We start from the raw sequence: 22709 nt of genomic DNA on the forward strand, positions 1-22709 counted from the left end.
AACGATCAGGCGGGGAGGCGACAGGTGACCAGCGTGCCGCCGTCGGGTTGGCGTTCAATGGTGAAACCGGCGTTTATCATCGCAGCGCGGTGCGCCATGATGCGCAGGCCCAGCCCGTGGCCGCGCGCGGCCGACGGAGGCAGACCGCAGCCGTCATCCAACACCGTGAGGACCAGCTGTCCGGCCTCGGCCCGCAGGGTGATCTCGATGTATCTGGCCTTGCCGTGCCGCAGGGCATTGTGGATCGCCTCCTGGGTGATGCGGAAGAGGTGGGTCGCGGCGATACTGTCCTCCAGCCGGATGGTCTCGGCGCAGTGGAATTCGCAGATGATGCGCGCCTGGTCCTCCGTGGCGGAGGCCAGTTCCTGCAGCGCGGTGCGCAGGCCGTCGGGATCGATTTCCGCCAGCAGGAGCCCCTTGGCCAGGTTGCGGGTCTTTTCAATGCCCTGTTCGACCAGCGTGACGATGTGCCAGGCGTCGGGCTCCTCCTCGGCCGAGCGGGCCTGGAGTTTCTCGCCGAGGACCTGGCCGGCCAGCGCGGTTCCGGTGAGATGCTGCCCGAGGTCGTCATGCAGGTCGCGGCCGATGCGGCGGCGCTCGCGCTCGCTGATCTCCATGATCACCTTCTCGAGGCGTTCGCGTTCCGCAATCTCATCGGTGAGATCCGCCGTCCGCTGGCGCACGCGCTCTTCCATCTGGCGCTGCAGGGTCAGCAGGCTGTGCAACAGCCAGATGAGCACGAGGTAGGTGCCGAGGGCGATGCAGGCGTTCCACCAGCGCACCAGCTGGTTGCTGTAGTGATGGTCCGCCAGCGCTTCGCCCACCAGCCAGATGCTGACACACGCGAGGGCGGTCACGACGCCGGCCCGCCAGCTCAGGCCGGTGACCGCGAGGGCCACCGGCAGGAAATAGAACACCAGCATCGAAGCCTCGGCCCCGGTGACGAAGTCCACGAGCCCGACCAGCAACACCAGCACGACGGCGCCCAATACCACCTGCCGCCGGCGCCGGCTGCCATGCAGGGAGCTGATCCGCAGCCAGAAACCGGCCGTCCAGTTGCCCGGCGGCGGGTTGTTATCCCGAGACAGATGCGGCGGGACCATGCACTAAGGATGGCGCGGTTCGGGGCCCGCGGCAATTTTCATTTAAGACGCGACCAAGCGGCCGGTTTCCGGCCACCGGGGCGGGGTCGGGCGGTCATCCCGGCCGAGGCGGTCCGGCGGCCGGGCGGACCGCACCGGAAATCATGGGGCGTAGGTCACGGTGCGGGCACCGGCGACGCCGGAGATCGTAATGGTGACACCCTGGGTGAAGCCGACCGGGTAGGTCTCCTGCGCGACCGTGTTGACGGCCTTCACGTAGTTCGTTGCACCCACGAGGTCAGTCGAGGCACAGGTGGAGACACCGTTCTCCAGGAAGAATTGGTCAGCGGCCGCCGACAGCTGGCGGGCGTTGTTCAACACCGCTTTGTCCTGCGAGGACTGGCGGACCTTCTGGAACGCGGGAATGGCCATCGCGGCCAGGAGGCCGATGATGACCACGACGATCATGATTTCAACGAGCGTGAAACCTTGGGTATGTTTATTATTATTATGCATAGCGCCTGAGCCTAGCACGCGGCCGGGTCGGTGTATACCGAGGCAGGCCTGATTTTGTTGTAAGACCAGGTCTTACCACCAATGCGCCGCGCGTCCTGCTTTGCTGCGGCCCGCACTGTAGCCCACGGCCGGGGGCTCGATTCCTGGCCTCATTCTCGCCTCGTGAAAATGAGGTAAACGTCTCCAGCGCCTTGCCGCGCACCAACAGCCCGCGGCCGGCGGCGGCCAGTCCGTCAGCTTGAACAGGACACCGGCCAGGCTCCAGCAGGACGACGCGCAGGAGAAATCAGACGGCTTTGCGATGGGCGGAATCAGTCCCCGGGTGTCAACGCCTGAGCGAATTTCCGGGCGTGCAATCCCGGCCGGTCGGCCACAATTAGGTGGGCAAATCGGGCCAACCATGATGTCCGATGCAACCACTTCACCCTCCATGACCTTTCTCCAAATCCTGCTGCTGGGCCTCGTTCAGGGCGCCGCCGAACTCCTGCCGGTGTCCAGCTCGGCCCATGTCATTGTCGTCGAGAAGCTGCTGGGGCTCGACCCGGCGAGCCCCGAGATGACCTTCCTGCTCGTGATGTTGCACACCGGCACCATGTTCGCGGTGATCGGCTATTTCTGGCGGGCGTGGCGGGAGCGCTATTTCTCCAGCGTGGCGGCGTTCCGCGAGATCGTGGTCCTGAGCGTCGTTGCGACCGGGTTCACCGGGATGGTCGGACTCGTGCTCAAGCACCTGATCGAGAAAATATTCCTGGGCCACGGCGACATCGAGCTGCTCTTTGGCAACCTGTTCCTGGTCGGGGCGGCGCTCGCGGCCGCGGGTGCGCTGATCCTTTGGTCCGGCCGGCGGGCGCCGGCGGCCGGAACGGAACGGGCGCCGGACTGGCGCGCGGCCGCCTGGATCGGCGCGGTGCAGGGGCTGTGCCTGCCGTTCCGTGGATTTTCCCGTTCGGGGGCGACCATCTCGACCGGCTTGCTGCTCGGGGTGGGCCGGATGCGCCTGGAGGAATTCAGTTTCGTCCTGGCCGTCGTGCTGACGCCACTGGCAATCGGGCGCGAGCTGCTGCGCCTGCTGAAGGCGCATGGCCCGACCGGCGGTCAGCTCCATCTCGGCGCGCTGCTCGGGCCCGGCCTGCTCGGCATGGCCTGCAGTTTTGCGGCCGGCTTGCTGGCGCTGAAATTCCTGTCGCGCCTGCTGGAGACGGGCCGCTGGAGCCTTTTCGGCTATTACTGCCTGGCCGCCGCGGGCGGCGTGCTGCTGCTGGCCGCGGCGGGCCTCTGAGGCGGGTGGGAAGGTTGACGGAGCGGGGTGACCGGTGTTATGGCTCCACCATGGCCGGCGAAACCACCCCTTCCGCTCCGCCCGGCTTTCCGGAGGCCTTGGATGCATGCCTGAGGGAGGACGCCTGCGTCCGCGCCGATGCCCGCCAGCTCAAGTCCCAGTTGGAGGAAGCCCGGGCGACCGCCGGACAGGCGCGGGAAGGAACCGCCCTGCCGGGCCGGCTGTTGGCCGCACTGGGGCGACGCAAGGGCGGTCCATCCACACCCCAGGAGGTCGAAGCGGCTTTTGCGCGCGAAAAGGTGCTCCAGCGGCAAGCCCAGGAAAGCGAGCGGCTCGGGCAGCACTACACCGCACAACTGGACTCGCACCTCGCGGCCTATCTGCAAACCGCCGTGCCGGTTTTCCTGCAGCAGAGCCGGGCCCGCGTGCGGCTGGCCGAATGGGAACGGATCATCGAGGACCTGCGCGCGGATTTGCGCGAACTGATCAAGATGCTCGGCCAGGCACGGAACAATGCCGTGGCCGGTTACGACCGGGGCACGCAGTTGATGTCCGCGACGGCGCGGGAGATGTTCGGCCAGTCGAGCGGCCTGATCCGCAGCGTCGATGCCCGGGTGCGGCAGGCGAACGCCAAGGCCGCGGAACTCGGCGGCCTGCCCGGGGTGACCATCATTCCGCTGCAGGAAACCATCAACAACCTGATGAAACTCGAAATCACCACGATGCTGCGGGAATTCGACCGGGTGGTCCGGGAGCTGGAAACGTTCGAGCAAAGGCAGCTCGTTGATCTGCAGGTGCCCGCGGTCGCGGCCACCGACGCGCTCGTGGCGCAGTCCCAGGCCTACCTCGTGCAATATCGCGGGCAGCTGCGCGCGCATTACGACCTTCAGGTCACGCCGGGGGAAATCGCGGAATCCATTCCGCTAATCCTCGATCGCTTTCGGCGGGGGTAGCATTGAACCAAGGCAAGTCGCGGTGTTCGGCACGTCCTGTCACTTGAGCGTTCGGGACGTGGTGTCACTTGGCCGATAAACCCCGACCTACAACAGCGAAGAAACCAAACTGACCCACTACACGGTGGGCCTTTCGCACGCTTTGCCTGAAGTGAGGGGAGAACGCGCTTACGTGGGCCTAGAAATAATGGAGAAAAACGATGCAAATTAATGTGCAAAATACGTAAAGTCGCGGAACAGATTAAATCATATCAATGTATCATATAACGAGTTAAAATGATGCAATACTTAGTGCATAATATAATATTAATTCTTGTGCCTAAGACAATACATTGACTCGCTGAATTCGCCCCCTCGGAGAAGCCCCCGGTCGCCTGAGCAATCACACGACCAACCTTTTCTGAGTTGATCAGCCCCAAACGCCCCAAGACTTCTGACCAATTCTTGGGGCGCGAAGACTGTATCGAGCCGGGTCAACCACACACCCCAACCCCCCATCGCAATGAATCATCACCAATCGTTCGCTTCACGACTGTTGAAAATAGCGTCCATCGTGACTGTCTGTCTCGGAACCCCGTTTGCTGCATCGGGCCAAACCACGGCACCATCGCAACCAGCGGATAAAACCGAATCCCCCTCAAGCGCCCTTGGCACGGAAACGTTGGTGCTGAATCCCTTTGTGGTCAGCACGGCCAAGGACAAGGGCTATAAGGCGACCAACGCGACTTCCGGCACGCGGCTGGATGCGGCGATCAAGGATCTCCCCATGTCGCTGGAAGTGATCACGGCCGATTTCATCCGGGATACCGGTGCGGTGAATCTGCGGGAAGCGCTCCGCTACAGCGCGGGCATCCAGCTCCAGTCGCAGAATGATTACACGGGCAACGGCCTGGCCCAGTATCAAAACCCGGGTGGCGTGAACAACCCGGAAATGCAGACGGCGAACAAAACCGACACTTCCATTGTCATTCGCGGCTTCACCACGGACAACGCGCTCCGGGATGGCTTCCGGCGCAAGGTGACGACCGATGCGGCCAACGTCAGCCGCATCGAAGTGGTGCGGGGACCGGCCGCGTTGCTCTACGGCATCGGCAACTTTGGCGGCGTCGTCAACTACCTCATCAAACAGCCGGAGGCGAAGGAGCAAGGTTCGGGGGAGTTCACCTTCGGCACCTACGGATTGATCCGCGGCACGGTGGATGAAACGGGCCCGCTCGCCGACGGCAAGGCCGGCTACCGGATTACCGCGGCGGCGCAGCAGAACGGCGACTACACGGATTACTACAAGGTGAAGAAATTTGCCGTGGCGCCGATCTTCACCTATCGCCCTTGGAAGAACACGGAGTTCACCCTCGACCTGGAATACGGCCGCAACCAGACCACCGGACTGGGCTTCCAAAGCATCCGGGCCCGGGCGGACGCGCTCGGCAACAACGGACGGGAGGAGCACGCGGGCTTTATCACCTTCCCCGGGGAACACCTGCGCACCATGCGCTGGTCCGGTCCGGATACGTATCAGAAGACTTACCAGGGGAACATCGAGTTCAAGATGACGCAGCATATCGCCGAAGGCCTCGATTTCCTCGTCGGCTATGACCAGTCCTCAGTCACGTTCGACACCCGCGACGTAAACGCCTCGGTCGGCAACAACATCGGGCCGATTTCGCTCTGGAGCACGGTTTATCCCGTGCCGCTGGATGCCGCCCGGGGCGACACGGACGCCAACTGGGCGGCTTCGCCCGTGCCGCATTCCATCATGGCCTACAGCTGGTCCAACGTGAAGAACGGGCAGCGGGCCAAGCAGGGCCGCGCCGAGTTGAGTTACAAGCTCGACCTGTTCGACAAGCATCCGTGGTTTGAAATCAAGAACAACGTGCTCGTCGGCGTCTCGACCGAGAAGGACACGAACACGAGCATCCTCTACACGCTCGACGGCAACAACCAGGTTTACGACTGGAAGAGCGCCTCCGATCCCACCCCGTTCCGCTACGCGACCCAAGGGGACGGTTCGCCTTCGCTGCCCCTGCGGCTGCGCCACACCAGCGGATCGATCGCCAAGGAAACCGGCGAGTACGCCATTTACCAGGGGCAGTTCCTGAAAGGGATGTTCACCTTGCTGGGCGGCGTGCGCAACGACTCCAACGGGGTCTCGACCAACGATGTGGGTTACAACTACGCCGACGGTTCCATCGACACGGGTGCCACGAGTTCCTACGCCCCCGACACGAAGGCTTACCGCACGAATCAGATTGGCGTGAGCTTTGCCCCGATCAAAGCCATCAGCATCTATGCCATGCGTTCCCAGGGATTGAATCCCAACTTTGCGGGCGCGCGCGACCTCACTGGCAAACCCATGGATGCGGTCAAGGCGACCAACAAGGAAATCGGCATCAAGTTCGACCTGTTCCACGGCCGGGTATCCGGGACGATTTCACACTACCAAATCACCCGGGAGGGGCAGCCGAACGGAAGCTTCTGGTGGGCGCCGCAGACCGCGACGCACAAGTTCGATCCGACCAAGCCGGTGGTTTACAACATCACGGACCTGAATCCCGACGCCGCCACGAAATACACCTATAAGGACAATACGGGGGCGACCGTGCCGCTCATCCAATGGAACAACAATTACGCCTATTGGGGTGATCTGAACGGCTTGTCCGGCGTGCCCGCCGGTGCCGCCGGTGCCACCGCCACGACCGCCGGCCTGCAGAGCTACCAGAGCGACAAACTCAATCCGGAGCGGGTGGCGATTCAATCGTCCTGGACGGCGGCGAAATCCGCCGGGGCGGTCAGTTACTGGGACAAAACCGGCAACGCGATCAACGAATCGGCCTTCGCCTCTTTGATCGCGGCCAGCGGTCCCGGCAGTGCCTATGCCACGATCAACGCGTCCAATCCGGCCGGCGCGGCCTATATGGATGCGGTTTACGGCTACACCCGCGACGCCGGCACCGCGCACCCGGGCAGCGACAACTGGCCCGGCTGGTTCTTCAACAGTTCCCCCAGCGGCACCGGTTACAACAACGCCTCGCAGGACACGAATTCGTTCGTGAACAATCCGTCGCTTTCGGCGCCCGAGTCCGACCGCAACACGGGCTGGGACGGACAGTTGATCATCTCGCCGACGGATGACTGGCAGCTGCTCTTCAGCTTCGAGAAGAACGATCACAAGATCCTTTCGCTCGGCCAATTCCCGGACTATCCCTATCAGGACAAGGATCGCTGGGCGACCTGGATGTTCCCGAACGGCCAGTGGGGCCTGTCGGGTTATTATGACAAGAACGTCCAGTATACGGACGAAACCCACACCTCGACCTTCTCCTTCAAGGGGCTGATCTACCCGGGGGCGCAGGGCATGGATTATCCGAAGTGGTCCTGGAGCGCCTTCACGAATCTGAAGATGGGCCGGTTCGGTCTCAAGGGTCTGACCATTGGCGGAGGTGTCGTGCGGACCGGCCCGCAGGAATACCAGAGCGGATTCACCCACGCGGGTGATGCGCTGAAGGACAACAGCGGCTCGCCCATCATCCTGGACACGCCGCCGCGCTGGACCGTGAACGTGTTTTCGCGCTACGAGTTCAAGGCCGACAAGCACGATGCCTATATCCAGGCCAACATCGACAACCTCCTCAACGACCAGCATCACTATGGCCTGCTCTGGGCGCCGGGCCTCAGCGCCCGCGTGACGCTGGGTGTCACCTTCTAACCGAAGAACAGCAATCCCGACGCACGCGCGGGTCTCCCGTGCGTGCGTCCTTTCTTTCAGGCGCCGGTGACCCCGGCAAAGGATCACCGGGTTCCGCCCGATCCGTCGCAGGTGAAAGTCTCCCCGAACCATCCAACTTCCTTCACGGTGAGCGCAGAAAAGCAACGGCTGGGTTTCAAAGAGAAGCTATCCTACGGATTGGGCGACACGGCCTCGAACCTTTATTTCCAGGCGTTCAACCTGTTCCTGTTCTATTATTATACCGATGTCTTCGGCTTGTCGGCCGCGGCCGTCGGAACGTTGATGCTGGTCACGCGCGTTTTGGACGCGGCGCTCGATCCGCTGATGGGTATCGCCGCCGACCGGACCACGTCGCGCTGGGGAAAGTTTCGTCCCTACATCCTGTGGGGTGCGCTCCCGTTTGGGGTGCTCGGTTACGTCATGTTTGCCAATCCGGCCCTGGGCCCGGGCGGCAAGCTGGCCTACGCCTATGTGACTTATTCGTTGATGTGGGTCGCCTACACGGCGATCAACATTCCTTACTCGGCCTTGATGGGCGTGATGTCACCCTCGTCCGCTGACCGGACTTCGCTCGCCACCTACCGGTTTGTCTGCGCGTTTGGCGGTGGTTTCGCGATCCAAGGCCTGACGCTGCCATTAACGCAGGCCTTGGGCCACGGGAACGTGGCGGAAGGATTCTCCAGGACGATGGCCATCTTCGCCGTGGTCTCGGTCGCGCTTTTTCTGAACACGTTCGCGAACACCCGCGAACGGGTTGTCCCGCCGGCCGGGCAAAGCGCCTCGGTCCGCGCTGACCTGCGCAGCCTCGGGGCGAACGGCCCGTGGCTCATCCTGTTCTTTGCGGCGTTTTCCAACCTGGTGAACGTGGCCATCCGCAATGGCTCGCTCATCTACTACTTCAAGTATGTGGTGGGGGACGAATCGAGGTTCACCTTGTTCAGCACCAGCGGAACCGTGGCGTTTATCATCGGGGCCCTGTCCACAAAGCTGTTCCTGCGGCTCATCGCCCGCCGGCATCTGATGATCGGCCTGACCGTGACCAACGCGTTGTCTCTCGCGGCATTCTATTTCGTCGAGCCCCGGAACTTCACCGCGCTCTTCTGGCTGAACATCGTGAGCTCGTTTCTGGCGGGTCCCACCCCGGCCCTCGTGTGGTCCATGTATGCGGACACCGCGGACTACGGGGAATGGCAATCGGGCCGGCGGTGCACGGCGCTGGTGTTCGCCGCGGTGGTGTTTGCGCAAAAAATCGGCCTGGCCGTGGGCAGTGCGATGCTCGGCTGGCTGCTAAGCTACTCGGGGTTTGTCGCCAACGCGGTCCAAAACGCCGACACCGTCCGCGCCATCAGCCTGATGTTCAGCTTGATTCCCGCGGGCTTCGCTTTGCTGAGCGGCGCATCACTTGTCTTCTACCGCCTGGATGAGCCGAAAATGAAGGCCATCGAACTTGAATTAGGGGCGCGCAAGGCCGCCGTCGGCGCCGCCGGCGCCTAAAACCTCTTCGTCATGATATCACCATCAAATCACGGTGGCGTCGCTGGAACCGCTGAATCGGAAAATGCCCCGAGGGCCGATGCCCTTGGTCGCCTGATCGCGCCCCTCGCCCGGGTGGGGCCGCGGTCATTTCCCCCGGGTTTTGTCTGGGGGGTGGCGACCGCCGCTCCGCAAATTGAGGGGGGGGCGTGGGAAGGCGGCAAAGGGCCTTCGATCTGGGATACGTTCTGCCGCCTGCCGGGGAAAGTCCACAACGGCGACACGCTCGACGTTGCCTGTGACCATTACCACCGGTTTGAAGACGACTTCACCCTGATGGCCGCGCTCGGGGTGAAGAACTACCGGATGTCGATTGCCTGGCCGCGGATCTTTCCCTCCGGCCGTGGGCCTCGGAATCAGCAGGGAATCGATTTCTACAACCGGTTGATCGATGCGGCCCAGGCCAGGGGCATCACCCCGTGGGTCACGATGTTCCACTGGGACCTGCCCCAGCGATTGGAGAACGAAGGTGGCTGGCGCACGCGCGCCGTCGTTGATGCGTTTGCCGTTTACGCGGACACGATCGTGCTGGCCTACGGCGACCGGGTGAAGAATTGGATCAGCCTGAACGAGATCTCGTGCTTCACCGAGCAGGCCTATGGCGGCGACGAGAAGGCGCCGGGCGTGCGCGAAAGCCAGGCTGTGGTCAACCAGACCTACCATCACGCCTTGCTGTGCCACGGGCATGGGGTTCGCGCGGTGCGGGAGCACGGCGGGCGCGGCGCCAGGGTGGGCCTTTCAGACAATGCGGCGGTCATGATCCCGGTCAGCGAAACGCCCGCGGACATCGCCGCGGCCCGGGCGGGTTTTGTCGCGGAAAACGCACGGGTCATCGATGCGATCTATCGGGGACGCTATCATCCGGACTATCTTGCCCGTGCCGGGGCCGATGCGCCGGTCCACACCGAAAAGGATTTTGAGTTGATTTCACTGCCGGCTGATTTTCTAGGGCTTAACATCTACACCGGCCGGTTCGTGCGCGCCAATGCCGCCGGAAACCCGGAAACCGTTCCATTCACCGAGAATTATCCCCGCGCCGACAGCCCCTGGCTTTGGCTGGCGCCGCGGGCCCTCTATTGGGGCACGCGGCATGTCCATGAAATCTATGGCGAGAAAAGCGTTTTCATCACGGAGAATGGGGCGGGATACAATGAAACGCCGGCAGCTGACGGTGAAGTTCTCGACCTGAACCGCGTCGAATATGCCCGGAGCTGTTTGCAGGAACTCGATCGTGCCATTGTCGACGGCGTGCCCGTGCATGGCTATTTCCTGTGGTCGTTCATGGACAATTTCGAGTGGCAGGACGGCTACAACCGGCGGTTTGGGATCGTCCACGTGGACTTCGTAAGCCAGAAACGCACACCCAAGTTGAGCGCCCGGTGGTTCAGCCAAGTAATAACCGAGCATCGGCTGGTGTAAGGCTGCCATGTCCACCCTCATCTGCTTCAAATCCGGAGTCTTGGTTGCCGCCGGGCTGATCCTGGCGGTTCAGCCGATATCGGCGGCGGAACTCACGGCGGCGGATTTTCTCAAGGTGGACGGCACGGTGCTGAAAAGGGAAAAAGGAAAAGGGGCGGTGGTCACCCTGCGGGGCACCAACCTCGGGGGCTGGTTTGTCCAGGAGGGCTGGATGTCACCGAACGGCCGTGGAACTCTCCGGGGTGAAGGTTGGCGGACGGCTGGATCCCGCGGGACTCATGCCACCACCTTGGACGCGAAGGGTCGGACGGGGTGGGGGCCGGGCGCACTGGCCGCCGCGGAGGAATTCACGCTCGATATCGGGCAGCTGCGCGCTTTCGATCAGATGGTAATCGATTTCGGCCCGGGGTCACCGCCCCGCGGGCTGTCGCTGCGGGTTTCGCGGGATGGAGCGACCTGGTCGGACATGCGGTTGCAAAGCGACCAAAATCCGGCCGGAGGCCAGATCATCACCCTGGGCGGCTCCTGCACCGCACGCTATCTCCATTTACGCGCGACCGGAGACACGGGTGCGCCATGGTCGATCGCCGCGATCAATCTGCGGCAGGGCGACGACTATACGGTGCGCATGACCCTGTTGGACCGGTTTGGCGAAAAGGAGGCGGACCGGCTGATCGGGGTTTTTCAAGAGACCTGGATCCGGCAAGCCGACATCGACAACATCAGGACGATGGGAATGAACGTCGTCCGCATTCCGCTCAACTGGCTGGACTTCATGCGCGAGGACGGCAGCTGGAAGCCTGATCCGTGGATGCGGTTGGACCGGGTCGTCGAGCTTTGCCGCCAGCGCGGAATATATGTCATTCTCGACCTGCATGCCGTGCCCGGCGGGGCCAGTCCCTGGGCCAGCAGCGGGCGGGAAGGGGACGACGGCACCGGGCAGAATTGCAACGGCTTCTGGTCCGGACCGGAGGATCAAGGGCGTTTGATCCGGCTTTGGGAGAAAATCGCCGCGCACTATCGTTCCAGCCCCGCGATTGCCGGCTACGATCTCATCAACGAACCATTGGTGCATTTTGACGAAACCCCCCGTCCCGGTCAGAAATACTCTGACGCGGCTTTGCAAAAGGCCGGGCTGTTCGACCGGGTCTACCGCGCCGTTCGCGCCGCTGATCCCGATCATGTCATCCTGATTGCGGCTTATACCGTGGCTCCGCCGGATAACACGGCCTACATCGGCACGCCGTCTGGCTTCACTGGCATTACGCCGCCGTCTTTCCATGGCTGGACCAACGTGGTCTACGAGACCCACCACTATGACATGTCCAACGCCAGGAGCCATGAGGCGCAGCATAATCTGGTGGTTAACGCGTTAAAGGACATCGCCCACTTCCAGAAGGAGTGGAATGTGCCCATCTACGCCGGTGAATACTCGCTCTACGGGTTCTATGATGTCTGGGCGGAATGGATGACCGGGTTGAACGCCCTCGATGTTTCGTGGACGAATTGGGCCTACAAGGTGCGGGGCGGGGCGGACGAGCCGGGCGGAGGCAACTGGGGCTTCTACAACAACAACCAGAATGCGGTTCCGGACATCAACCAGGACAGCGCGGACACGATTGCCGCAAAATGGAGCCGGTTCACCACAACTGAGTTTACCCGGAATTCCCCGCTCATCGAGGTGGTCAGCCGATACACCCCGGGTTTGCCTCCCGCGGCCGATGCACCACGTAGCGTCACGCTTGCCCCGGGTCTCCCGGCGGCCGGCAATGAGCTGATGGTGGAAACAGTTGCCCGCCGGCCCGCCATGGGCCATCTCCTTTCGACTGCTGCTGACTCGCCTCTCCCTACCGCCAGCCGATGAGCTCCCTTACCCAACAACTGCTCGCCAGGAAGCTGAAGCTTTCGGGCACCACGGTTTCGCGCAGTCTGGCCAACCATCCCTCCATCGCCAAGGAGACTCGCGCGCTGGTGCTAAAGACGGCGGCGGAGATGGGCTTCAGCATTTCACAGAAGCACGTGGTTCATCGGAAGCGGTCAGCCAAGAGCATCACCATCGGGGTCTTGATCGGGGTGCGCAACAAGGCGCCCGGCACGGCGACCTTCCCGTTTCTGCTCAAGGGGATTCATGAACGCGCGGCGGTGGAAAACGTTCTCGTCGAGGTGCAATATCAGAATCCGGATGAGTTCCACCCTGAAGCGCGGGGCAACAAGGTGTTTCGACGCATTCGTGAGGGAAGATGGCGGGGGGTCATTCTGGTCTACCCGTTCGCGTCCGAAGCGATCGGGGTTCTCTCGCGCAAGATATCGGCGGTTGCGGCGCTGGAGGATTACGTGGACCTGGGGGTCGATAGCATCGACACCGATTATGCCATCGGGGTGGTTCGCCTGGTGCGGGAACTGGCGGTGCTCGGCCATAAGCGCATCGGGTTCGTCGCCTGGGAATACGGCATCAACGGCCAGTGGGAGGCCCGCCGGTTTGGCGCCTTCGTGGAGGGGCTTTACGCGCAGGGTCTGGAGTTCCTTCCCGATTGCGCGTTCAATGTTCATGCCCTGGCCCCGCGCCTTTCCCCGGGTGCCATCGCGGATCAAGTCGTCGAAAAGATCCGCCGTGATCGGGTCACCGCCTGGGTTTGTGCCGCGGACCACCAGGGTTATCAGCTGATCCAGGATCTCAAAGCGCGGGGGATCCGGGTGCCGGAAGATTGTTCCGTGACGGGCTATGACGGGATCGAGCCGCCGCATGGTTTGCCCGCTCTCACCACCGTGCGGGTGCCAAACGAAGATATCGGCGGGGCCGCAGTGGTTCGCCTCCTCAACCGCATCTCCCGCCCGCATTCGGTCGGGACGAAAATCCTGCTCAACACCCAGTTTGTCGGCGGCGCCACCACGGCCAAGGTCACAATCGCGCCGTAGGTCGGTTCGCGGAGGTCACTTCGCCTTGGCCTGCGCCAGGGACTCGAGCATCCGGGCCGGCGTCAGCAGCTCGGGCAACACGACCGGGTCGGGCTTGCCGGGCGCGTAGATCAGGTTGAAGGGCACGGCCGAGCGGTTCCAGCGCGCCAGCTCGGCGGTGATCTTCGGGTCGCGGTTGGTCCAGTCGGCCTTGAGCAGCACGACGTTGTCCTTCGCCAGGGCCGCGAGCACCCCGTCATTGTGGAAGAGCGCGGCCTTGTTCGTCTGGCAGGTGGCGCACCAGCGCGCGGTGAAATCGACATAGACGAATTTGCCGGCCGCCTGCGCGGTGGCGATGGCCTCGGGACTCCATTTCTCCCACGTCACTTGGTAGCTGCCGGTCGGGGCGGCTTCCGCGGTTTTCGGCCAGCCGGTGTAGAGGCCGCCGGCGAGGAGCAGCGCGGCGAAGACGCGGCCGAAGAGTTGCTTGCCCGGCTTGCCGTGGGCCTGGCCGAAGCGGCCGTAGGCCCATGCCGCCATGGCGACGAGCACGAAGCCAAACGTGATGAAGAGCAGCGCGTTGTCGTCGTCCTTGGTCTGACCGGCGAGCACCCAGAGCAGCCAGCCAACGGTCGCGTAAAGCGGAAAGGCCATGAGCTGCTTGAACGTTTCCATCCATGCGCCCGGCCGGGGCAGCAGCTTGATGGCCGCGGGGAAGATGGAGAGCAGCAGGTAGGGCAGCGCCAGGCCGACGGCGATCGCCGTGAAGACGAGAAACGACTCGACGGCGGAGAGCGACAGCGCGGCGCCAAGCGCGGGCGCGAGGAACGGTGCACTGCAGGGCGTGGCGACCAGCGTCGCCAGCGCGCCGGTGAAGAACGAGCCCGCGAAACCGTCCTGCATCTGCAGTTTGCCGCCGACCCCGGTGACGGCGAGGCCGACCTCGAAGAGCCCGCTCATGTTCAGCGCGAAGATCAGGAGGAACGCAGCCATGCCGAACACGAAGGCCGGGGATTGGAGCTGGAAGCCCCAACCGAGTTGCGACCCGCCGGCGCGCAGCGCGAGCAGGACGGCGGCGAGCGTCCAGAACGAGAGCAGCACGCCCATCGTGAACACCAGGCCGTGCTTCACCACCCGCGATTGGTCGCTGCCCGACTGGTTGACGAAGCCGAGAATCTTGATGCCGAGCACCGGGAAGACGCAGGGCATGAGGTTGAGGATGACGCCGCCGAGGAAGGCGAGGGCCAGCGTAGCCAGCAGGGAGCTGGGAGCTGGGAGCGCGGAGCTGGCAGAAACCTGAGACCTGAAACCTTCCGCCTTCGCCGAGGCTATGGCGGACGAGGAAACCTGAGGATTGGACGGCGCAGCAACCGCCTGGCCGCTGGCCGCCGACGGCTGAGAGCCATCCGCGAACGGCACGTCGATCACGAGGCCGTTGTAACCCGAGCCATCCGTCCAGCCGTTGGCGGAGGCGAGCACACCGACCAGGCGCTTGAGACTCTTGTCCGCGGCGGCATCGAGCGGCATCTCCAGCACCCAGCCGCCGTTCTCCTCCTTCACGTTCTGCGGCTGCGCATAGTCGGTGTAGGCATCTGCGGAGAAGAAATGCAGGTCCGTCGGTCGGTGTTTCGTGCCGGGTTTCGGGGTGAGGCGCAGCGTGACGGTCTTGTCGGTGTGCGAGGCGGCGACGTCCCAGCCATCGGCGGGCTTGGGCAGCTTGGCGCGGGTTTCCGCCACGGCCTTCGTCCACTTTGCGTCGGTGGCGGCGGCCCCGGCGGTGAAGGCAATTTCGAGCTTCGCGTCACCCGGCATGCAGACGTCCTCGCACATGAGCCATTCGACGGCGGCGGAAAGAGTAATAGTGTTGCCAAGGACGAGGGGCCCCGTTGCGGCCTGCTGGCCGCCCGGGGTTTGTCCTGAGTTCTGTTCCGGCCGGCTGCCCGCGCCTTTGGCGCTGCCGGCCACTGAGGTCGCAAACTCAGGCAAAGGCGTGATTTCCACGAGCAGGAAGGCCTCGTCGCTGTAACCGTTGCCGACGATCTTGTTCGCGGAGTCCCGCAGGATGTGCGGCGTGGGCCACTGGATGTCGCCGGCCTTGAAGCCCGCGGGCAGAGTCCAGGTGATTGCGGTGGGATAACCGGTGCCCGCGGCAATCCAGTAGCTGTGCCAGTGCGGGTCGTGCTGCAGCCGGAGGGCGACGGTGAAAGGCTTGCCCGGCTCAATGGCCGCCGCGTCGGAGACCAGTTGCACGCTCACCGCGCCCTTTTTGACCGCGCCGGACTCGGCGGCGAGGACCAGCGCGGGCAGGGCGAGCAACAGGCACAGAGAACGAAGCAGTTTCATGGAAGGGTGAGAGTAGGGTGGAAGGGGTTTATTTCAAATGCCGATCGCGTAGGAGGCTTCCGGTTCGATCGGGGCGGGCTGTCCCGTTGCGGCCGCCCCGTTGCCCGTTGCTACGGGCCCGGGGTTCGTCCCAGCCGTCGCTTGGCGTAGCTGACCGCCCGGGATTTGTCCCGAGTTCTCATTGGCGCGAAACTCAGGCGAAGCAAAGAGGCTGGTGGAATAATAGCGCTCGGCGCGATCGCAGAGAATGGTGACCACCCGGGCGGCGGGTCCGAGCCGGCGGGCGGTCTGCAGGGCCGCGCAGATATTGGCGCCGGAAGAGGTGCCGACGAGCAGGCCGAATTCGCGGGCCAGGCGGCGCGTCATGGCCAGAGCGTCGGCGCTCGTGACCTTCACCACCCGGTCGATCGCCGCGCCGGTCAACAGCGGTGGCACATAGCCGCCGGCGACGCCCTCAATGCTGTGGCAGCACGGGGACTCGCCGGAGAGCATCGCCGCCTCGGCCGGCTCCATCGCGACGATCTGCACCGCCGGGTTGTGGCGCTTCAACGCCCGGCCGCAACCCGTGAGGGTGCCGCCGGTGCCGTAGCCGCTGACGAAGGCGTCGACCTTCTTCATCATCTGCATGATGATCTCCGGGCCGGTGTTCTCCTCGTGGTCGAGGGCGTTCAGCGGGTTTTCAAACTGCCGCGGCAAAAAGATGCGCGGGTCGGCGGCCGCCATCGTCCGGCTCAGCTCGATGCCGGTGAGATAGCCGCGGGTGGGTTGGAACAGCTGGATCTCGGCGCCCAGGTGCCGCATGAGGTGGCGGCGTTCCACGCTGGCCGTCTCGGACATCAGGATCTTGACGCGGTAGCCCAGCGCCGTGCCGACCAGGGCCAGCGAGATGCCGGTGTTGCCGCTGGTGCACTCGAGGATGATGGAGTCGGCCGAGAGCAGGCCGCGGTTGCGGGCGTCGCGCAGGATGGAGAGGGCCAGCCGGTCCTTGATGGAGCCGCTCGGGTTGGTGAACTCAGCCTTGGCGTAAATGGTCACGCCCTCGGCCCCGAAGCGCAGCGGCAGCAGGGGCGTGCGGCCGATGAGGGCAAAGATTTCCGGTTGGGACCAGGATGAAGCTGAAACAGGGGACATGGAAGGTGAACCGTAGCACAAGGGCGCTGGTCTGGCCATAGGCCGAAGGAGCCAAGCAAGCCGGCGGGGATTGACCTATTAGACGAACCAGCCGGGCAAATCCTCAGCAGGACGGGAAAATCCGGCCTGCTTGCGGAAGTTCGGCCTGTCCTCGCGCATGCGCCTGATGGCCGCCCTGCGTTAGCTGGTATTCCTTGTAGGAGGGGCTTTATGCCCCGACAGATTTGGCTGAGTCGGGGCATAAAGCCCCTCCCACATCCGACCACGGCTGGTCCAAGACCAGCCCTCCCGGCTTGCCCGATAGTCCCGCTTCCCGCCGAGCCCGGGGATGGGTCGGGTGCCCCGGCCACCCCGAAGACGAACCGGTCGGGGGTTTCCGTTAGGGGAAAGATAATAATTTTCACCGACCCAGGCCGGGACGGAAATGGCCTCGACTTGGTCCGGGCGGAGGCAGAAAGGGTGGGGTGGCCGTGCCGCCCGAAAATCCAGATTCCCCCGGTTGGTTTGCCGCGGAGGTGCAACCCCATGCCGCCGAGCTGCGGGCGTGGCTGCGCGGCAAGTTTCCGGCCCTCACGGATCCGGACAACATGGTGCAGGAGTCGCTGGCCCGGGTCTGGCAGGCCCATGAAACCGGCCCGGTGCAGTCGCCCAAGGCCTTGCTCTTCACCACGGCCCGCAACCTCGCCCTTGACGAGCTGCGCCGTCGCCAGGTTGTCACCTTCGACCCGGTAGCGGAAATCGCCGACCTGCCCGTCTACGAGGATGCCCCGACCGCCGCCGACCAGGCGGCCAAAAACCAGGAACTCGAAATCTTGACCAAAGCCATCCAGTCACTGCCCGACCGCTGCCGCCAGGTGCTCACCCTGCGGAAGATCTACGGGCTGCCCCAAAAGGAGATCGCCGCCCGGCTCGGCATCGCCGAGCACACCGTCGAGGCGCAGGTCGCCACCGGCATGCGCAAATGCGCCGTGTTCCTCGCCCGCTTTGGCCTGCCTTGAATTTTGACCACGGATTACACCGATGACCACGGATAAAAGACTTACTCACGACACCTGTCATTCTGAGCGCAGCGAAGTTCCGAGCGCAGCGACATCCTCATCCAGTATGATGCACGCCTGCGCACGGGTGGCTGGATCCTTCGCTACGCTCAGGATGACAAGCCAAGGGCATCTATCTGTGCCCATCCGTGAAATCCGTGGTTAAATCCCTCTGCTGAATTCCTGATGTCTCCCGATTCCACCATCATTTCCGAGGAAATCCAGGACGCCGCGTCGGTCTGGCTGTCACGGCGCGACCGCGGGCTGTCGGCGGCCGAGCAGGACACCTACCTCGAATGGCTTTACGCCAGCCCGCTGCACGGCCGGGCCATCGTGCAACTGGAACGCGTGTGGGCTTCGCTCAACAAGCTGGAGCAATGGCGGCCGGCCCACAGTGCCATTCCGAATCCCGACCTGCTCCTACCGCGCCGAAGCCCTTGGGCGAAGGCGGGTCGCGCTGCATCGTTGCTGGCCGCGGCCGCCGCGATCAGCATGGCCATATATGTCTGGCTGCCTTCGCGCTCCGATCCGGCCGTGGCGCACCGGGCGGCCATCATCCACCCCGGCCCGGAGCGGCTGGTGCTCGCCGACGGTTCCGTGATCGAGCTGAACCAGGGGGCGAAGGTTGAGGCGCATTTCACTCCCGGCGAACGCCGCGTGCAGCTCGTGAGCGGCGAGGCGCATTTCACGGTCGCGCACAATGCCGACCGGCCGTTCTTCGTCGATACCGGCCGGGTGTCCGTGCGCGCGGTCGGCACGGCCTTCAGCGTGGCGCTCGCCTCCACCGAGGTGGGCGTGCTCGTGACCGAGGGCAAGGTGCAGGTGATTGAGTCTGTAGGGTCGCCGCTCGCCGACGGACCTTCTGCCACTGATCCCGGCATGTCGACTAGCGACAGCCCTACATACCTTACGGCGGGACAACGCATGGTCGTGAATCTAACCTCCGAGGCAGCACCGGCCGTGCAGGACGTCACGCCCGCCGAGATCGACCGCGCCCTTTCCTGGCAGGGCATGAGGCTGGAATTTGTCGACATGCCGCTGGGTGATGTCGTCGCCGAGTTCAACCGCTACAACCGGCGCAAGCTCGTCGTGGGCGACGAGGCGACCGCCGCCATCCTGGTCGGCGGCAACTTCCGCGCCGACAACGTCGACACCTTCGTCCGCCTGCTTGATTCCGGCTTCGGGATCACCGCTTTCCCGCACGGTGACGAGATCGTGCTGCGGAAAGTCCCGTAAGAGGCCGGGCCTTTTAACCACGGATTGCACGGATAGACACGGATTGGGAGGCCAAACCGTCGAACCATTTCACAGGAGGCAACGGAGGAAACAGAGAGTTCCGGTGTTTCTCCTCGGTTCTCTCCGTTGTCTCCTGTGAACAAGTGATTGGGTTTTATCAGTGCTCGATCCGTGCGGCCGGAATTAGTGTTCAATTAGTGTGGATTAGTGGTTACCTGCCTTTGCCCGTGGCTGAAATATTTCCCCAAATGTTCCTAACGGAAACATCCGGCAGATTCGTCGGCAGGGGTGACCACACTGCCTCATGATCACCTCCACCCTGTCTGCCCGGCCGTTGCGCCGGAATCTCCGCGGCGTTTTGCTCGCCGCGTTCAGTGCCTTGGCTTTCACCGTCCTGGCCGTTGCCGAGGACGCCCCGAAGAAAAACTACAACTTGCCCGCCGCCGACGCGGTGAAAAGCCTCAAGGCCTTCACCGAGCAGTCGGGCGAGCAGATCGTCTATCCCGTCGAGCAGGTGCGCGGAATCAAGACCAACGCGGTTAGCGGTGAACTGACCGCCCGCGCGGCCCTCGACCGGATGCTCAACGGCACCGGTCTCGTCGTCGTGCAGGATGAGAAGACCGGCGCGCTCGCCGTGCGGAGGGACCCCAACCCAAACGCCCCAAGGGTGGCGCCGACCAGCGACCACCCGAGTCCAAGCAAAGTTGAAGACGGCAAGCTGGTGCTCGATACGGTCGAGGTCACCGGGCACCATGTCGACGGCCTGATCAACAAGGGCCTGCTCCAGGCCGGAGCGGAGGCCCCGCTTTACCATAGTGTCGTGACGCGGGCGGACATCGAGCGCCTCGGGGCGACCAGCATGGAGGAGCTTTTCCGTTACCTGCCGCAGACGACTTCGGCCATGGTCAGCTCAGAGACGGTCGTCGGTAACTTCGGCTCCGGCGCCCAGTTCTCCACCACGAGCTTGCGCGGCCTGCCCTCGTCGCAGGCGGTCATCCTCATCAACGGTCGTGCGCTTCCGCGCACCGGCCCGACCTCCGCCGGCGGCGCCGACATCAATCGCATCCCCATCGCCGCCATCGAGCGGATCGAGATCATGCCTTACGCCGGTTCGGCCATCTACGGCGCGGGCGCCATCGGCGGGGCGATCAACGTCATCCTGCGCAAGGACTATTCCGGCCGCGACCTCACCACCTACATCGGCACCTCGACGGACGGCGGCGCGACCGAATACCGCTTCACCTACGTGGAAGGCCGCACCTTCAACGCCGGCCGGACCAGCCTGACGCTCACCTTGAACTACCAGCATCGCGATCCGCTGCTCGCCAGCCAGCGGGACTATCTCAATGAACTGCTCAAGCACTACGGCCCGACTTCCACCGCGCGCCTGGCAACCGGCCAGTATGCGTTCGAGACCTTCACCTTGCCGGCTTTTGCGGGCGTTCCCGGCACGATCGTGGTGGGCAACCTGCCGAGCGCCGCAGTCAACGATCTCGGCATTCCCGGCGCTCCCGGTGTTCGCTTCGCCCAAATCTCCGCCGGCACTTCCCCCGCCCAGAGCGCCAGCCTGACCCCGGCTTCATTCACGGGCACGGCGGGCCAGTTTACGCCCCAGGAGCGTTACGGACGGATGATGCTCTATGAGCCCATCAATTCCACGAACATCAACGCCCAGGTTGAGCACAAGTTCATCCCGGACAAGCTCGAGTCCTACGGCGAGTTCACCCTCGGCTACAACCGGCGAGAGTTCAACTACCCGGAGATATTGTCCCTGAGCCTCACCGCCAGCGACCCGCTGAATCCGTTTCACACCAACGTCACCCCGGGTTTCGTCGGCCGGCCGGTCACGGTCTACCTTGACGCCCGGGAGATCCCCGACGCCACCTCGCTCCAGCAATACTGGACGGCGCGGGCGGTGCTCGGTCTCAAGGGCAAGATCAGCGAGAAATGGGAGTGGTCTGTCGACGGCACCATCGACTACGCGGACAACTCCTCCGACGTGAGAACGCCGCTGACCTACCTGTCGCAGCTGACCGCGCTGTCCCGTCCGGCGGCGGCGGCCCCGGTCGGCATCCGCCGCGCGATCTACCCGATACTGGCCGACCATGCCCAGTTTCCCCTGTCCGCCGACGATGCGGCGAAATATTTCTGGTTTACTTTCCACGCGGGCAACCGCTCGGTCGTCACCGAGGGCAATGCGCGCCTCACCGGCGAACTCTTTCAGCTGCCCGCCGGGCCCGTGCAGACCTCGCTGGCGCTCAAACAGCGTTCCTTCAAACTGAAAGGCAGCCGCGAGCTCAATGGCAGCCTCGATTCCGCCATGCTCGTCAGCGGGGTGCCGCAGGATCCCGGCAACCTGCCGATCGACAGTCAGCGCGAGACCCTGCAGGAAGCCGCTGAACTGGTCGTTCCGGTCATCGGCCAGCGCTGGCGCCCGATTCCGGTCGAGGCCTTCGACTTCAACCTCAGCGCCTCGCACGAATCCAACAAAACCAACGGGCACAACCAGTCGAGCCAGCTCGATTTCACCGCCGCCAACAAGGCTTCGAGCACTTATGTCGCCGCCGCCAAGCTTCAGGTAACCCGGGACATTGCTTTCCGCGTTTCCTACACCAAGGGTTTTTATCCCCCGGATTGGAGCGATGTCAGCGACCTGGTCAGCCCGCAGGTTTTGGCTTCGGGGCTGACGCCTGATCCCAAGCGCGGCAACACGATTCAGACCACGCCGTGGACGCTTTACAACGGGGGCAACCCGAATCTGGGCCCGGAGTCGGCGAACTCGTTCAATTACGGCATGCTCTTCACCCCGCGTTTTGTGCCGGGATTGTCGCTCACCGTGGACTGTTGGAGCACGAAGAAACAAGACGCCATCCTGCGCACCAGCTTTGTCCAGATCATCGGCAACCCCGACAATTTCGCTCCCTACATTGTCCGCGCGGCGCCGACCGCGGATGATCTGGCCGCCGGCTGGCTGGGCGCCATCACCGAGGTTCACTCCGGTCCGATCAACGTGAGCCAGCTGAAAACCAACGGGGTGGACCTGCGGGCCAGATACGACCGCAAGTTCGGGAATCTCGGCGAATTCATCTTCGATTCGAATATCTCCTTCACCAATCATTTTCAAACCCAGGCGCTCCCGAGCAGCGCGCTCATCGAGACGGCGGGTGCCGGCGGGCCATTGCGCTGGCGCGGTTACAGCGCGGTCACCTGGCTGAAAGGCAATTACGGGGTCACGCTGACCGGCCGCTATGTCGGCCACTATGCCAGCAGCACGACGGCCGCCTCGCCGGCTTTCCCGACCGCCACCGGGCTGGACGGCGGCCGCATCCCGGCCTACCTGCATTGGGACCTCCAATTTACCCGTGAGATTCCTTATCAGGTTCACGCCAAGGGCTGGCAGAGCTGGTTCGCCGGCACGAAATGGACCCTCGGCGTGCTCAACGTGCTCGATGAGAAGCCGAGCTTCGTCAGCGACGTCCAGTCGGCCTTCTATAACCGGCAGGACGATCCCCGGCAGCGGTATGTCTACCTGCAAATCCGCAAATCGTTCTAACCTCC

General features: G+C 63.8%; 14 protein-coding genes. 10 read left to right on the plus strand and 4 right to left on the minus strand.

Features of this window, described 5'->3' with window-relative positions:
* Window positions 1-5 precede the first annotated feature (5 nt).
* Both BLU29_RS08430 and BLU29_RS08435 read right to left on the minus strand, forming a co-directional pair.
* Window positions 6-1103, minus strand: a complete 1098-nt coding sequence (locus BLU29_RS08430) for a sensor histidine kinase (RefSeq protein WP_091056662.1) — start codon at window positions 1101-1103, stop codon at window positions 6-8.
* Between the two features lie 141 nt (window positions 1104-1244).
* Window positions 1245-1598, minus strand: coding sequence for a prepilin-type N-terminal cleavage/methylation domain-containing protein (locus BLU29_RS08435; protein ID WP_091056666.1), 354 nt, complete (start codon window positions 1596-1598; stop codon window positions 1245-1247).
* A gap of 430 nt (window positions 1599-2028) precedes the next feature.
* On the opposite strand from BLU29_RS08435, the gene BLU29_RS08440 reads away from it, so the two are divergent.
* The 7 genes from BLU29_RS08440 to BLU29_RS08470 all read left to right on the plus strand — a co-directional run bounded on the left by BLU29_RS08440 (window position 2029) and on the right by BLU29_RS08470 (window position 13425).
* Window positions 2029-2877: an undecaprenyl-diphosphate phosphatase gene (locus BLU29_RS08440; protein ID WP_091056668.1), complete on the plus strand. Its 849-nt coding sequence runs from the start codon at window positions 2029-2031 to the stop codon at window positions 2875-2877.
* 50 nt (window positions 2878-2927) lie between these two features.
* Complete coding sequence (locus BLU29_RS08445) at window positions 2928-3830, plus strand: hypothetical protein (protein WP_091056669.1); 903 nt, start codon at window positions 2928-2930, stop codon at window positions 3828-3830.
* A 679-nt stretch (window positions 3831-4509) separates the two neighbouring features.
* Window positions 4510-7536 (plus strand): TonB-dependent receptor plug domain-containing protein, encoded by a 3027-nt coding sequence (locus BLU29_RS08450; protein ID WP_172830236.1) that lies wholly within the window; start codon window positions 4510-4512, stop codon window positions 7534-7536.
* Between the two features lie 147 nt (window positions 7537-7683).
* The gene (locus BLU29_RS08455) at window positions 7684-9051 is read left to right on the plus strand and encodes a glycoside-pentoside-hexuronide (GPH):cation symporter (RefSeq protein ID WP_091056672.1); all 1368 of its coding nucleotides are present in this window, start codon (window positions 7684-7686) and stop codon (window positions 9049-9051) included.
* A gap of 12 nt (window positions 9052-9063) precedes the next feature.
* Window positions 9064-10509, plus strand: coding sequence for a GH1 family beta-glucosidase (locus BLU29_RS08460; protein ID WP_091056673.1), 1446 nt, complete (start codon window positions 9064-9066; stop codon window positions 10507-10509).
* 7 nt (window positions 10510-10516) lie between these two features.
* Window positions 10517-12373: a cellulase family glycosylhydrolase gene (locus BLU29_RS08465; protein WP_091056674.1), complete on the plus strand. Its 1857-nt coding sequence runs from the start codon at window positions 10517-10519 to the stop codon at window positions 12371-12373.
* A complete protein-coding gene (locus BLU29_RS08470) occupies window positions 12370-13425 on the plus strand; it encodes a LacI family DNA-binding transcriptional regulator (RefSeq protein WP_091056675.1) in 1056 nt (351 codons plus the stop codon). The genes BLU29_RS08465 and BLU29_RS08470 overlap by 4 nt, the downstream gene beginning before the upstream one ends.
* Before the next feature lie 15 nt (window positions 13426-13440).
* On the opposite strand, the gene BLU29_RS08475 is transcribed toward BLU29_RS08470, so the two are convergent.
* Together BLU29_RS08475 and BLU29_RS08480 are read right to left on the minus strand one after the other, a co-directional pair.
* Entirely contained in the window at window positions 13441-15747 is a 2307-nt protein-coding gene (locus BLU29_RS08475; RefSeq protein ID WP_091056677.1) for a thioredoxin family protein, read from the minus strand.
* 33 nt (window positions 15748-15780) lie between these two features.
* Window positions 15781-16878 carry a cysteine synthase family protein gene (locus tag BLU29_RS08480; protein WP_157693729.1) on the minus strand — a complete coding sequence of 366 codons (1098 nt, stop codon included), beginning with the start codon at window positions 16876-16878 and terminating at the stop codon, window positions 15781-15783.
* Between the two features lie 515 nt (window positions 16879-17393).
* On the opposite strand from BLU29_RS08480, the gene BLU29_RS08485 reads away from it, so the two are divergent.
* From BLU29_RS08485 to BLU29_RS08495, 3 genes are all read left to right on the plus strand, one after another.
* Window positions 17394-17876: an RNA polymerase sigma factor gene (locus BLU29_RS08485; protein ID WP_157693730.1), complete on the plus strand. Its 483-nt coding sequence runs from the start codon at window positions 17394-17396 to the stop codon at window positions 17874-17876.
* A gap of 225 nt (window positions 17877-18101) precedes the next feature.
* On the plus strand, window positions 18102-19151 hold the full coding sequence (locus BLU29_RS08490; RefSeq protein WP_091056683.1) for a FecR domain-containing protein: 1050 nt from the start codon (window positions 18102-18104) through the stop codon (window positions 19149-19151).
* Window positions 19152-19455: 304 nt separating this feature from the next.
* Complete coding sequence (locus tag BLU29_RS08495; protein WP_091056685.1) at window positions 19456-22704, plus strand: TonB-dependent receptor; 3249 nt, start codon at window positions 19456-19458, stop codon at window positions 22702-22704.
* Window positions 22705-22709 lie beyond the last annotated feature (5 nt).

Source organism: Opitutus sp. GAS368 (assembly GCF_900104925.1).
In the GTDB taxonomy this organism is placed as follows: Bacteria; Verrucomicrobiota; Verrucomicrobiia; order Opitutales; family Opitutaceae; genus Lacunisphaera.

Bases quoted from the DNA above. Each gene is read 5' to 3' on its own strand.
- BLU29_RS08435 (WP_091056666.1), bottom strand. From the start codon at position 1,598: ATGCATAATAATAATAAACATACCCAAGGTTTCACGCTCGTTGAAATC.
- BLU29_RS08475 (WP_091056677.1), bottom strand. From the start codon at position 15,747: ATGAAACTGCTTCGTTCTCTGTGCCTGTTGCTCGCCCTGCCCGCGCTG.
- BLU29_RS08470 (WP_091056675.1), top strand. From the start codon at position 12,370: ATGAGCTCCCTTACCCAACAACTGCTCGCCAGGAAGCTGAAGCTTTCG.
- BLU29_RS08495 (WP_091056685.1), top strand. From the start codon at position 19,456: ATGATCACCTCCACCCTGTCTGCCCGGCCGTTGCGCCGGAATCTCCGC.
- BLU29_RS08440 (WP_091056668.1), top strand. From the start codon at position 2,029: ATGACCTTTCTCCAAATCCTGCTGCTGGGCCTCGTTCAGGGCGCCGCC.
- BLU29_RS08445 (WP_091056669.1), top strand. From the start codon at position 2,928: ATGGCCGGCGAAACCACCCCTTCCGCTCCGCCCGGCTTTCCGGAGGCC.
- BLU29_RS08490 (WP_091056683.1), top strand. From the start codon at position 18,102: ATGTCTCCCGATTCCACCATCATTTCCGAGGAAATCCAGGACGCCGCG.
- BLU29_RS08480 (WP_157693729.1), bottom strand. From the start codon at position 16,878: ATGTCCCCTGTTTCAGCTTCATCCTGGTCCCAACCGGAAATCTTTGCC.
- BLU29_RS08465 (WP_091056674.1), top strand. From the start codon at position 10,517: ATGTCCACCCTCATCTGCTTCAAATCCGGAGTCTTGGTTGCCGCCGGG.
- BLU29_RS08460 (WP_091056673.1), top strand. From the start codon at position 9,064: ATGATATCACCATCAAATCACGGTGGCGTCGCTGGAACCGCTGAATCG.
- BLU29_RS08430 (WP_091056662.1), bottom strand. From the start codon at position 1,103: ATGGTCCCGCCGCATCTGTCTCGGGATAACAACCCGCCGCCGGGCAAC.